At 39.6% G+C, this 13,819-nt stretch carries 6 protein-coding genes and 5 pseudogenes; 2 read left to right on the top strand and 9 right to left on the bottom strand.

Annotated elements, in window-relative coordinates; translation table 11 throughout:
- Positions 1-5: 5 nt before the first annotated feature.
- From LG375_RS00570 to LG375_RS00535, 8 genes and pseudogenes are all read right to left on the bottom strand, one after another.
- Positions 6-773, bottom strand: a complete 768-nt coding sequence (locus LG375_RS00570) for an SDR family NAD(P)-dependent oxidoreductase (RefSeq protein ID WP_225745067.1) — start codon at positions 771-773, stop codon at positions 6-8.
- A complete protein-coding gene (gene rnz, locus LG375_RS00565; protein ID WP_002884122.1) occupies positions 773-1,702 on the bottom strand; it encodes a ribonuclease Z in 930 nt (309 codons plus the stop codon). Before rnz ends, LG375_RS00570 begins: the two co-directional genes overlap by 1 nt.
- A gap of 31 nt (positions 1,703-1,733) precedes the next feature.
- Positions 1,734-2,375 (bottom strand): cystathionine beta-lyase, encoded by a 642-nt coding sequence (locus LG375_RS00560; protein ID WP_225745066.1) that lies wholly within the window; start codon positions 2,373-2,375, stop codon positions 1,734-1,736.
- Positions 2,368-3,606 (bottom strand): GTPase HflX, encoded by a 1,239-nt coding sequence (gene hflX, locus LG375_RS00555; RefSeq protein WP_037601066.1) that lies wholly within the window; start codon positions 3,604-3,606, stop codon positions 2,368-2,370. Before hflX ends, LG375_RS00560 begins: the two co-directional genes overlap by 8 nt.
- Before the next feature lie 377 nt (positions 3,607-3,983).
- Positions 3,984-5,153, bottom strand: a pseudogene (locus LG375_RS00550) (FtsW/RodA/SpoVE family cell cycle protein); the annotation flags it as partial.
- A gap of 139 nt (positions 5,154-5,292) precedes the next feature.
- On the bottom strand, positions 5,293-10,092 hold the full coding sequence (locus tag LG375_RS00545; protein ID WP_225745065.1) for a glycoside hydrolase family 70 protein: 4,800 nt from the start codon (positions 10,090-10,092) through the stop codon (positions 5,293-5,295).
- A 208-nt stretch (positions 10,093-10,300) separates the two neighbouring features.
- A pseudogene (locus LG375_RS00540) lies at positions 10,301-10,439 on the bottom strand (IS256 family transposase); the annotation flags it as partial.
- A gap of 156 nt (positions 10,440-10,595) precedes the next feature.
- A pseudogene (locus tag LG375_RS00535) lies at positions 10,596-11,511 on the bottom strand (IS256 family transposase); the annotation flags it as partial.
- A 255-nt stretch (positions 11,512-11,766) separates the two neighbouring features.
- On the opposite strand from LG375_RS00535, the gene LG375_RS00530 reads away from it, so the two are divergent.
- Positions 11,767-12,030 (top strand): SemiSWEET family transporter, encoded by a 264-nt coding sequence (locus LG375_RS00530; protein ID WP_037599404.1) that lies wholly within the window; start codon positions 11,767-11,769, stop codon positions 12,028-12,030.
- A gap of 81 nt (positions 12,031-12,111) precedes the next feature.
- Here LG375_RS00530 and LG375_RS10555 read toward each other — a convergent pair.
- Positions 12,112-12,177, bottom strand: a pseudogene (locus tag LG375_RS10555) (DNA-3-methyladenine glycosylase I); the annotation flags it as partial.
- A gap of 242 nt (positions 12,178-12,419) precedes the next feature.
- Here LG375_RS10555 and LG375_RS00525 point away from each other — a divergent pair.
- Positions 12,420-13,621: pseudogene (locus tag LG375_RS00525) on the top strand (IS110 family transposase).
- The last annotated feature ends 198 nt before the right edge of the window (positions 13,622-13,819 follow it).

The raw sequence follows: 13,819 nt of genomic DNA, 5'->3' as shown, positions 1-13,819 counted from the left end.
TCCTCCTATTTGTAGTTAAACACATTGGTAGCTAGTTTGTCCGAGATTCGTGGAAATAGCGTATAGCCTTTGTGGGCAACTGCTAAGAGTCGTGGTAGATTGACTTCACGTTTGTTTTTACCCAGAATACGGACAATCTTTTTAGCCACGTATTTAGGACTGAGGACAAATTTCTTAACACTCTCAAGATAAGCTCCAGAGGGATCAGCTTGATTGAAGAAAGATGTCTCAATTGGACCTGGATTGACCGTAGTCACATAGACTCCCTTATTAGCCAACTCTAAACGCAGGGCATCTGAAAAGCCAATTACCGCAAACTTTGTCGCTGCATAAACACTTGAATTGGCTGTCGCAATTTTTCCCGCCATACTAGCAATATTAACGATATGGCCATTGCCCTGTTCCACCATTTTCTCAGCGATCAGACGTGAGATGCTCATGGTCGCAAAGGTATTGATGTCAAACATATCACGTACTTCTTGGCTAGTGTAGTTATCATAAGACTTGAATTCACCGAAACCAGCATTATTGATAAAGACGTCAATACGTCCAAATCGTTGATAGAGATAATCTACCATTTTTTTAATAGCATTGTCGTCTCTAAGGTCAATGGCAAGACAGGTTTTATTTTCCACATGACGATAACATTTCTCAAGTTTGTCCTTATCTCGTCCTAAGAGGATAATCCCATCACTAGGTGAGAGCTGCTTGACAATTTCTTGAGCAAGGCCTCCTGAGGCACCAGTAATAGCGATAATACGTTGTTTAGCCATTAAATCTCTACCTCTTCTAGGTCACGAACGATGTGGGTATTTTCGAAAATTGTTTTAGCATCTGCTGCCATCTTACCGATATCACGCCCCAAGAAACGTGCTGATACGTGATTCAGAAGAAGGCGTTTAGCTGACGCATCTTTAGCTACCTGTGCTGCTTGCATATTGGTTGAATGCCCATGGCTCTTGGCAATTTTTTCATCGCCCTTACCATAAGTAGACTCGTGAACTAAGACATCTGCCCCCAATCCAAGACGAACACTGGCATTCGTCTTACGGGTGTCACCTAAGATAGTGATAACTTTACCTTTCTTAGGCGCGGAAATGAAGTCCTTGGCAATGATTTTCGTTCCATCTTCAAGAACCACATCTTGACCATTCTTAATTTGACCAAAAAGTGGTCCAAATGGCACACCTGCTGCTTTAAGAGCCTCAGCATCCAAGGTTCCTTCGAGATCTTTTTGAACCACTCGGTAACCAATACAAAAAATGGTGTGATCCAACTTATCTGCATACACAGCGAACTTGTCATTTTCCATAACCAAGCCTAGCTTGTGTTCATCAATTTCCTTAAAATGCACATGATAAGGTAAACGTGTCCCCGAGGTACGAAGGCTAGTCATGACGTATTGCTTAATACCAACTGGACCATAAACTTCAAGGTCAGTTTGTTCTTCACTAGATTGGAAAGAACGACTAGCCAAGAAACCAGGTAGACCAAAAATATGGTCCCCGTGCATATGTGTGATAAAGATTTTTTTAACTTTACGAGGTTTGATTGTTGTTTCTAAAATCTGACGTTGGGTTCCTTCCCCACAGTCAAACATCCAGACTTCGTTGATTTCATCGAGTAGCTTCAAAACCAGACTCGATACATTACGAGCCTTGGATGGCTGTCCGGCGCCCGTCCCTAAAAATTGTAATTCCATGACTTTCTATACTTTCTATCTATCGTTTTTCTTATTTCTGGACAACATAAGCCAGGCATTCACGCTGAGCAAAGTCATAATAAACAGTTTGCCCTTTATATTGAGACAAAAGTTCCACTAATTCATCTTGATTAAAGCTCGCCAACTTAATGACATTTCCCTTCAGTTTAGTTACACGACTTAGTAACTGAGTCTCTGGTGTCAACTCTTCCAACACTTCTTCATCAAAGTAAACCTTGGCCATTTTAATTTGAGTTCCTTCAAGATAAACCTTATACTGTGGGAAAACTTGAGCAAGCTCAAACAAAATACTAGCCGTTGAAACCTCTGAATGCTCTGCAAAGACTAGGGCCACTTCATCGGCATTTTCATAGCAAAAACCGTAAGATTTTCCTGAAAGATTGAGACGAATAAAAGGCTTATGCTCATCAAAAGATGGTGCAGGGTTAAAGAGGTTCAACTCTTTTGAAAGGTCCAAGTAGTAATCCGTCGCTGCGTCTGGAGATTGTTTCTGGTAAATCTCTGCAAAATAAGCATTAATCACGCTTGGTGGTGGTGTAATGAAGGCCAATTTTTGACTGTCCGAAAGGTCTGATAAGGTATTTTCCAGATAGACCTTATCTAAACTTGTAAAACCACCATATTTTAAAGCTAAATCCATATAATCAGTCATAAAATTCTTCCAATTTCCATTTATTTTTCGGTGAAATATAACCTGTGATTTCTTCCACTTCTGTCTCAAAAGTGTAGCTATCTAGCAAGGCCAATTGACTCAACTGATAAAGTTTATATGCTTGATCCTGATGTACCTTAATACTAAAGGGTTCAAAAATCTGTTGAATTTCATCAATCAAGAGTCTTCTGAGGGCCTCACGACTTCCCTTGTCACGTGCTGAAAGACGAACATTAGGAAAGACTGTTGCTACTAGATTATCAGCTACATCCATCTTATTGTAGATTGCTAAGCGAGGAATATCAGTCATGTCTAAGTCTTTGAGAATGTCTAAGACCACCTTTTCATGCTCTTCGTGATTAGGATCACTCGCATCAATGACATGCAAAAGGAGGTCCACATTACGACTTTCTTCAAGCGTTGACTTAAAAGCAGCAACCAATTCTGTTGGCAAGTCCTGGATAAAACCAACCGTATCTGTCAAGGTCACTTGAAACTGATCTTTTAAGTAAATTTTCTTAGTCGTTGCATCCAAGGTCGCGAAAAGTTCATTGGCCTCATACTGCTTATCATCCGTCATAAGGTTCATGATTGTTGACTTTCCAGCATTGGTGTAACCTATCAAGCCAATTTTAAAGGTACTTGAATCAACACGCTTTTCGCGAATGGTTTCTCGGTTCTTCTCAACAATCTTTAACTGGCGTTCAATATCAGCAATCTGGTTACGAATCGAACGACGATTGAGCTCCAACTGACTTTCACCAGGTCCACGGCTACCAATGCCCCCTGCTTGACGGCTGAGCATAATCCCTTGACCAGCCAAACGAGGTAACATGTACTTAAGCTGAGCTAGGTGAACCTGAAGTTTACCTTCATGGCTTCTAGCCCTCATGGCGAAGATATCCAGAATTAATTGCATGCGATCAATAACTTTTACGCCAAATGCAGCTTCAAGATTGGTATTTTGACGAGGCGTTAAACGGTTATTGACGATGACAGTGCTAATCTCATCCGCATCCACCATGGCCTTGATTTCTTCTAATTTTCCTGAACCCACGAAAGACTTACTATCATAGCGTTCACGTTTTTGGGTATAGCTAGCTACAACCTCTGCCCCTGCAGTTTTGGCAAGACTGGCAAGTTCCTCCATTGACATGTCAAAATGCTCTGTCTCTTGCAATTCAACACCTACTAAAATAGCACGTTCTTGCTGTTTGGCTGTCTCTATCATAGCAAACCCCTTTTCGAAATAGTCGACTTCTATTATACCATAGGCAGGGGCAAAGAAAAGGTCACAGACCTTAATTTTTTTCAAAGAAAAACAAGTTGGATTAACCAACTTGCTTCTTCTTAATGTTTACGTGTCGGTTTCTTTTTTGAACCCTTACGACGCTTGCCTTGATGAATGCTTGGCGTATTTTGAGAAATGGTTTGACGCATTTTCTCAGTGGCCTTATCAACCTTATCTTTAGCCTTGCCCAATTCTTGAGAGGCCTTAGTAACACTCTTCGAAGACTTGTTCTTCTTAGACTTACTCTTAGAAACAGGTTTCACTTGACTAGTTCCAGACGTACGCATACGACGAGACATAGCTAATAGAATTTTATTTTCTTCGTTGAGGTTGGTTTGATAAGCCATTGAAAGCACCAAACCAACACCAATCAAGTTAGAGATGAGCGATGATCCCCCCTGAGAAATGAAAGGCAAAGGAATACCTGTCAAAGGAAGAATTCCCACTGCTGCCCCAATATTTTCAAAAATATGGAAGACAATCATCATGATAAAACCTGTCGAAATAAAGGTATAGAAACGATTGTTAGACTTGAATGTCACCCGCAACATGCGATAAATAAGGAAGAGATAGGTTAGAAGAACCAATCCACCACCTACCAAACCAAAGTCTTCCGCAATAACTGTGAAAATCATGTCACTCTCACGAACCGGTACGTTCAACTCCAGATGATTAAAGCCTTTACCATAGATTCCTCCAGTACCAATCGAAATCATCCCCTGTGTCTGTTGAAAGGCGATACCATCTGCATAAGTGAAGGGATCCAACCAAGCTGAGATACGGTTAATCTGGTAGGTTTGCACCCCCATCTTGAGCATAGCTTCCTTACCCCAATCTGTGGTAAATACCATTACAAACAAGCCTAATCCCACTGCAAAAGCTAGAACTACCGGCAAGATAATACGCCAGGATATTCCCGAAACAACTATTATACCTGCTAAAATAGCGAGGAAGACTAAGGCTGTCCCCATATCACCTTGAAGAACCAGTAAACCTAGGACAGGAAGCGTGACCGCTACATATTGGAAAAGTAGCAACCAGTCATCCTGGAGGTTGGTCACTTCCTTCCCTTGCTTTGCCCAAACACCTATTCTCGATAGAAAAAGGATGTAGGATATCTTCATAAATTCTGATGGTTGAAAAAGGGTGACTGATCCAATGCTGACCCAGTTTTTTGCTCCCGTCGAAGCTACCAAAGCAGGGGAATAGAAAACGAGAGGTAGAACCATAAGCCCCAGGCCAAAAATATAGAGCCAGGGGGTTGCCTTCCAAAGAAACTCTGTATTAAATAACATGACAACAAAAGCAAGTACTGAACCTAGAAAAATCCATAGTACTTGCTGAGACATGACTTGCACAAGATTCTTTGGGTAATCAAAATTTGTCGCGATAAATACCGAGACCAGACCAACCAGTAGTAAGATAAGGACTGGCAGAAGAATCGAGTAATCTATCCGACTTTCAATAGTATTTTTTGACTTAGCCATGTGTACTCCAAAATAAAGATTTAGCAAGAGTTATTATACCACTTTTTGGCCAGACAAATGACCTGAATGTATAAAAGTTTGACAATTTTTTACGAAAAAAGCAACCACAAAAGTGATTGACTTCTTTCATTCATTAATCTTAATTTGACACGTAGCCTTTACCTTGGGCGTTAAAGTATACCCATTGCCCTGAAGGAATTTTAACCCAACGATTAATAGCCTTTTCCCCTGTATGAACATCATAGTAAGAGATTGAACCATCAGGATTTGTAGCTGTGGCACCCTTCACTTGTTTACCAGTTTGGTCAAAGTAAAGGTTTTGGCCGTTGATAGTCTGTTCGCCAACAACAACTTCACCCTTGGCATCAGCATAATACCAGTTGTTATCTCCAGTAGTGAAGAAGGTTGAGACTAACTTATTACCAGTAGCTCCATGGTAATATGAGCGACTGCCATTCGCATTTGTTGCAAAGGCACCTTTGACCTGTTTACCATCAGTACCAAAGAAGAGTTTTTGACCGTTGATTACTTGAGCTCCAGTAACGACATTACCCTTATCATCAGCATAATACCATTTATCATGACCGGTAGTGAAGAAGGTAGAAACCATCTTATCACCAGTATCCCAGTGGTAGAATGAACGACTACCGTCAGTGTTCGTTACGAAGCCACCCTTAACTTGACGACCATTAACATCAAAATAGAGATGTTGGCCATTGATAACTTGTGCACCTGTCACATTACGACCATGTGAGTCTGCGTAGAACCAGTTGTTGTCCCCAGTAGTATAGAAGCCTGGTGTATGTGCCTTAGTCACAACACCCTTAGCATCGATATTAAAGGTTTGACCATCAACTACTAGTGATGTATCAACAAGTTTCACACCTGTGATTGTATCGTAGTATGAAGTCGTACCATCAGGATTGTTCACGAACTCACCTTTAACTTGCTTACCTGACTCATCAAAGTAGAGCTCGTCACCATTGATGGTTTGGGCACCACGAAGAACATCACCTTCATTGTTTGCATAGTATGTGGCATCACCAACTTGGAAGAAGCGGTTCTTAACTTGAACACCTTTTTCATTGAAGTAAAGGTTTTGTTTGCCTACCTTAGTAAATCCAGTGGCAACATAGCCCTTATCATTAGCGTAGTACCAGTTACCATCTTGTTCAAAGAAGCCTGAGTACTTACGTTCACCTGAATCGCCACAGAAGAACATCAAATGTCCATCTTTTGTAGGAATGAAGATACCTTTAGCTTGGTAACCATTGTCATAGAAGTATTTTTCCTTACCTTCTACTTCAGTCAAACCTGTGGCCATGATTCCACCTTTGAACAAGTATTGGTAGAATTTTTCTTCTTTACCATTGTCATCTTTAACGGTAACTTCTTTCCAACCAGTTTGAGTCGTTAATTTACCTGATTTACCATAAACCAATGATTGACCTTTAACATTCTTAATGATACCATCTGCAAACATCATACCATTTGGCAAGAAGAAATAGTTTGAACCATCGATAGCTTGTTCACCAGTTACGAGGTAACCCTTATCGTTAAAGTAGTACTGTTTGCCATTATATGTTACAAATTGGCTCTTAGCTTGAGTACCTGATGTTGTGTAATAAGTGACACCTGTACCATCATAAGCAAATCCAGTCTTAGCTTTTGTATCACCAGTCAAGGCAGCTGGAAGGAAGGTACCTTTATCATTAACGGTGAAGTACAATTTACCATCGCTGAGAACATATTCAGAACCACGTTTTTGGATGTTTGTACCGTTAAAGTACTTAGCTTCCCACTGTTTAATCTTAACGGATGGATCAATTGTCTTACCTGACGCTTCCATAACTTCTTTGAAGATTTCTGGATAAAGTTTTTGAAGTTTTTCCAGGAAGGCACCACCATACTGTGCTTGGAAATCCTTACCTGATGACTTAGTATTTGTCACATAGAGTTTATTAACCAAGCTAGTATCATCAAGCACCTTACCATGCGTATCTGTACGAGTAGCTGTCACCACTTCTTTACCTGGAAGGGTATACAATTGGTCTGGAACCCAGTCAGCAATGATTTGAATACCTTGTTTGTGAAGCGCCTTGAGGGCATCACGAAGGTCCTCTTTTGAGCCGTATTTATTGTTTTTGCTCATGGCAAAGTCATAACGGTCTGTGAAGGCATAACCATTCTCAATGATAGAATCAAGGAAGGTTCCATCCTTAGATGAGACATATTGAGGTGCAATTTCAAATGATGTAATGCCCCATGACTTGAAGAGGTCTGCATTAGCTGCAATCAATTTATTAGTGTATTGACTATCTTCTTTAACAAAGTCTTGGAAGTTTGAGAAGCCTTCGTAAATCACTTGTGCTTCAAGTGCTGCAGAAGAGCTATAAACCTTGTCCCCTTCTTTATAAGCTTTTGTTGATGGTTTAGCAAGAACGTTTTGATCGTCAGTCGCACCTACTGGTACCCATACTGAAAGGTAACCACTCATATCAACAGTCTTAAAGCCTTTGATTTCATCAGCTGTGAAGACAAGATTTCCTTGTGCATCTGTATATTTAACAACCTTAGTATCTGAATCATTCAACGATGACACGATACCTTTATCCGTACCAAGCAAGAGTGGACGGTAGGCTTGGTTCTTGTGGGCAGCACCCATGTTTACGGTAATCGTTTCACCATCTGCTAATTTCAAATCTGGGTTATTAGCAATAAGAGTCAACATACCAGAATTACGACCGTATTTTCCACCTTCTGTATCAGTCTTAGACATCAAATCTTGACCATAACGGACAGAAACCAAAACTTCTTTATTGTCTTTAGCAGATGACACTCCATCTCCAGCAAGATTGTGGATATAAGATGTTTGTCCACCAGCTACATATTTAGGACGCGCTTTAAGAAGGGTTGTGATTTGATCAAAGTATGGTGATTTCTTAGCCATGTACTGACCATTATCTGTATACAAGTCTCCATAATAAACACGTGTTGCTGCACCCATTGTTTGAAGCATCAAAGCATAGGCAGCAGGAATATTTGAATGTGTATATTCCTTATCCACTTTCAACATATCAGCATTATAAATGTCAAAAGCTTGTTTCAATTGATCTAATGTGAAAGTAAATCCATCTGTTGTAGGATCAATTTTTTTGCTGATAATGTCTGCGATAACCGTTTGAACTTCTGAGTCGTGTGCACGAACAAAGAGATAGGTTGCGAAACCAAGTTGATCATATGATGTAACTTCCGCACGGTTTGAAAGACCGAAATAACCACCGTTAATAAGGTCCTTCATTGATGCATTACGAGCACCTGTACCTTTATTAGTTACTGGACGAGTCAATCCATGAACAATAGACAAACGGAGACCATTATCCATAGAAAGGGCAGCTGTATTATGTTCGTCCACATAATATGGGTCGTTTTGAGACCAAGCTTCAAGAATTGAGATATTAGCAAGGGCACGTGCTTCAGACTCATTGACCTTGTAAGCAGCCTTCATGTATGAAGACACTAATTGAAGCATATCGATGCTGACATTGTCCACAGCATCAACACGGATACCATCAAAGTGAGCATCTTTGTCCTTGTCACCAAAGACGATTTGTCCCCAGTTCATGAAGTAATACAATTGGTTAAGCATTTCAGCTTGCACAATTGGGTTTGAGTTGTCGATATCGCTTGATAGCAAGAACTCATAACCAGCATCACTACCACTCTTGATCTTATCGTTTGCCAAACGACTTGTTGCCGTTTGGTCAAGTTTACGGTAGTCTGAGTTAGCCCACTTCGTTAAATCACTATTAACAAAGAGGAGAGCCCCTTTTTGGAAGTGTTCTTTACCTGGAGATTCAGAGTTAATGTCCCATTTATCTTGGTCTTTAACAAAGGCCTCGATTGACTGACGCAACCAGTCTGTTGACTTATTAGCAGCAATCTTAACCTCAATCTTACGTTGAATGATTTGAGCAGCGGCATTCAAGCTAGCTTGAGAATTTTCAATCGTAAAGACATCTTTTGTTTCTTCACCATTGCTAAGAGCCTTAGTCATGTAGTTCAAGTAAGCTACTTGAGTATCCTTATCAGGCCACCAAGACATCAAAAGTGGGCGAAAATCTTTTTCAGTTGACGCTTTCCAAGTTGTTCCTGCTTCAAGGATTTCTTTTGGACGGTACCAACTATCAGCTGTCAAATAACCATCAACAAGTTCAAAGCTTGCTTTTGTTGAATCGTAAGCAGCATTGTTTTTAGTAAAATCAGTGACAAGATTTGTTGTTTCTTGTGTGAATGAATAAGTTGATGTGCTTGAAAGGACACCATTCTCATCAAAATAAAGGACCTGACCATTTACAGTAATGGCAAAGTTTTTCTTATGTGATCCATCTTCTAAAAGATAGTAATATTTACCATCTTTTTCTTTTTTAATATTATCGAGTGAGACTGCAGCTTTAATTTCAGCTTCAGAAAGCTCTTTAGACTTCTCAGTCGTTGGAGCGGCTACTCCAGCATTTGCAGCTACTTCAGATGTTGTAGCTGTTTCTGGTTTAGCGGCTACTTCTGGCTTAGCAGTCGTTTCAGGTTTGGCTTCAACCTCTACTGCTGCAGCTCTATCACTAGTTGCTCCTGAATTTGGTTGAACTGTCGTTTCAGCTGGTTTATCAGCAGTAACTGCTGCTCGGTCTGTTGTTGTGGCATTTGAAGTATTTGCCACCTCTGTTGTTGTGCCTACCTCTTTTTCAACCACAGGATTTGTATTTTCCCCGACTGTAGTTGTTGAAGGTGATCCATTAGTATTATTTATTTCTTCTGCCGAAACAAGTGAAGACGTGGTAACACTAGCACCAACAATGGTAGCCAAGGCTACTGAAGCAACCGCTAAAGTAACCCATTGCTTCTTCACTTTGTGCAGTTTATAGCGTACTTTATTTTCCATATTCAATTTTTCCCCAATATATTTTTTGTCTAAAAATCTACACCTTAAAGACTCATTCATTATATCATTTTTTAGCGCCAAAAAAACTTGATAAATCTTATTTTAACGAGTTTTTTACTATCTTAATGAAAGATTAAATAATTGTCATGTAATCGAATTGGATACTGTCAATAATTTTGTGTAAACACTCAAGTAGAGTTGAAGAATGTTAATCAAATAAGCTTTCAAGTGTGTCAGCACATTGGCCAAACCCTTTGTGGATACGTTGACTTTGCTTGAAATTATAATTTTCAAACAAAGTAACTAAATAACGTTCCAGAGCCTCCTCGTTAGGAGAGTGGGACAGAAATCGGTAATTCGTTAGAAGTCGATTTCGTCGTCACACCTCCGCACAGTTGAGTAGGGCTGTAAAAACTGATGAAATCAGCGTAGTAGAGCCCACTCAACCACTGCGTCTTGCTCGACAATCCAAAGACAATTAAGAGGCTAGGACTATTGTCCCAGCCTCGTTTGACGTTTGATTTCTTTGTTAAGAGACTCAATGAGGTTTGTCGAATAAATGCTGTGCCAAATCTGGTAGGGAAACTGATAAAAAGTTAAAAGATTATCCGTATTCTCCAGACTTTCCATGACTTTCCTATACTTTGGTTTCCATTCAGCGATAAAGTCCTCCAAAGCTAGGACTGCTATTTCTAAATTTTCAGTACGATAAATCGTTTTAAATTGCTTCAAAATAACCGCTCTATCTGCTCGTTTCACTTTACTAGCTAGATTTCGACTAATATGAATTAAGCAACGTTGTTGTTTAGCTAATGGGTAAGCCTGACTGATCATCTGCTCAAGCCCCTTGAAGCAATCGGTCGCTACATGAGAAACCTGTTGAATGCCTTGTTTTTGAAGCTTATCTAACAGGGTGGACCATGAATCATTGTTTTCATTTGGGGCGATTTCATATCCAAGAACAACCTTCTGTCCTTCTGGTGTAATGCCAAGTGCGATATGAATACATTCTTTATTAACGGCTCCACGTCTTAATGGAAGATAGGTTCCATCAAGAAATAAAACAGAGTAATTGGCTTCTAAGCTTCTCTCATGAAAAGCAGAGACATTCTCCTGAGTTGTTTTTGAGATATTAGAAATTGTGGCAGGACTATAGTGATGACCATCCATTCGCTCGATGATGTCGCTAATTTCTCGAGTCGTTACGCCGGTTTGATAGAGTTTGATAACCATCTCTTCCAAGTGGTCATCTCGACGTCCATAAGAGGGGATCAAAGCTGGACTAAAGTTTCCATTACGACTATTACCAGAATTATAGCCTACTTTATCGTAAGGCTCATACCCTAAAAGGGCTGACAATTCTGCTTGAAGCGGATCATTCATCGCCGTTTCAAGAGAAGTACGGAAAAATTCATCAATATCTTGCTTTTGGGCTAAGAAGTTAAGTAGTTCTGTGCTAAACTGAGTCATAGGAATAAATCTCTTTCTAGTAATGTTTCGCAACTCTACTATAACGGATTTATTCCTTTTTGTGTTTACACAACATATTGTATACTATCCTCTGCAAAATATAGATATAAACATTTTATTCTATTTTGTACAGAAAATAACAACAAATGACCATATTCCTTGCCTATTTTCAATCATTTTGATACTCTACAATTGGAGGTATATATGACTAAACAAAAAATAAATCAAATTGTCGGTTCCATTGGGGCCTTTATCGGGATTATTGTATTTATCGCCTACATCCCACAAATTTTTGCCAATTTACAAGGCAACAAAGCTCAACCATTCCAGCCTTTATCCGCAGCAGTATCTTGTTTAATTTGGGTTCTTTATGGATGGACAAAAGAACCCAAGAAAGATTGGATACTAATTATTCCAAACTCAGCTGGTGTGATTTTGGGTGGACTCACTTTTTTGACTTCACTTTAACAAATTTAATAGTATGTATAAAAAGCTGAGATGAGTTTCTCAGCTTTTTCTCTATTCTCAGATAATTAAACGCTGCACTCACTAACTTCCGCTTTTCCATTCACAATCATTCTCATGGTCATCAACTAGACCTGCCGCCTGTAGAAAACATACTAAGATTAGTAGTGAAGAAATCTCCGACGGGAGTGAGTACTCACTACTTTTTCTTTGTGTTAAAGTAGAGGTGTCTTGTGAAGTCGTGGCTTCTTTTGGCGCTAGACGCCGTAAAAAAACTGGCAAGACACCTGTTTTAGATGGAATTTTATCAAAGTATGTTGGACGCTAGACGTCGAGTATTGAAAATGAAATCACTAAAATAAGGAATCATTCAAGACAAAGAGGTAAACATAATGCGGACAGTTTTTGGAATTGATGTGAGTAAAGCAAGCTCAGAAGTCGCTATTCTTGTGAATGGTGAAAGGGTTCATGGCTATACTATGTCTAATGACATTATCGGATTTTCTCGTCTACTGAAGGACTAAAGACCGTGAGAAACCCCGAAATTATTTTCGAAGCTAATGGTGTCTACTCTTGTCGACTTCAGGCTTTTCTAGAAGAAAACAGCTATGACTATACACGTCTTAATCCTTTGGAAGCTAAAAAGCAACTTGACAGCTTACGAGTCCGGAAAACCGATAAAATTGACGCAGGGAAACTAGCTTCGTCACAATTCGTTTTAAACCGTAAGCCAATTTATGTTCAAGAAAAAGTCTATCAAAACTTGCATGATCTTAGCCGGTTCTACCAAAATCTGACAGAGGATATCGTAAGGACGAAGAATAGGCTGCACAAAGTTCTTCAAGTCGCCTTCCCAGAAATCGAGATTCTACTATCTACTCCTGCAGGTGAGCAATATTAGAATCTCGTGTCCATCTTCCCAACAAAGCATTAGGTGCTGGAATTATCGGAAGTTGAGTTGAAAGAGACTATTCGCCAGTCAACCTCTAAACGCATTTCAGAGAACAGAGTAGGTAACTTGGCTGAGAAGCTAGTTGGACTGGTAAAGCAATCTTATTCTGCCATTTCAAAAACCTCTCCTATAATAGAAGAGGTTAAGTATAATGCACAGAAACTTATAAGGTTGACAAGCCGTCGAGAACAAGTTTTAGAACAGTTGATAGAGTTAGCTAAACCTCTACCTGAATATGTGATTCTTCTCTCTATTCCTGGCATCGCAGAGACAACGGGTACAAGCGTTATTGGCGAATTAGGAGACATTCGTCGCTTTACGTCTGCTAATCAAATCAACGCTTTTATCGGTATTGATCTCAAACACTATGAGTCGGGAGATTTCCTAGGTCAAGAGCATATTACTAAGCGTGGGAATCCTTGTGCAAGAAAAATTCTGTACAAATCTATTCGCAATATCGCTTCAGCTAGCCATACCAATCCTTGTCATATCGCAGATTTCTATGAGAAACGAAACAGACAATCGACAATAGCTTCAACTAAGCCACATACGATTTCCTCTATACATCGTCTCATTCGAACAATGTATTACCTCATTACGCATAACAAACTTTACGATTACTCTTTGACCCAAAATCGATAAGGCTGTCTATGCCGTATTATGGTAACACCTTGTTTCAAAAAATACCAGATGAGGTGTTTTTTTAGCATGCCCATTTATGGATCAAAAAGTGTTAAAAATAAGACAGTAACCTCAGAATAGCCACTATCTTATCTCTTTTTTTACTTAAAGCCTTGATAGACTTGGCAAATGGTAGAAAAGAGAACCGAAGTTCTCCTT

Origin of the sequence: Streptococcus sp. Marseille-Q3604, assembly GCF_916619785.1 — a bacterium.
In the GTDB taxonomy this organism is placed as follows: domain Bacteria; phylum Bacillota; class Bacilli; order Lactobacillales; family Streptococcaceae; genus Streptococcus.
The sequence above is the reverse complement of the archived record's forward strand: the minus strand, read 5'-3'. Positions and strand labels throughout refer to the sequence as shown.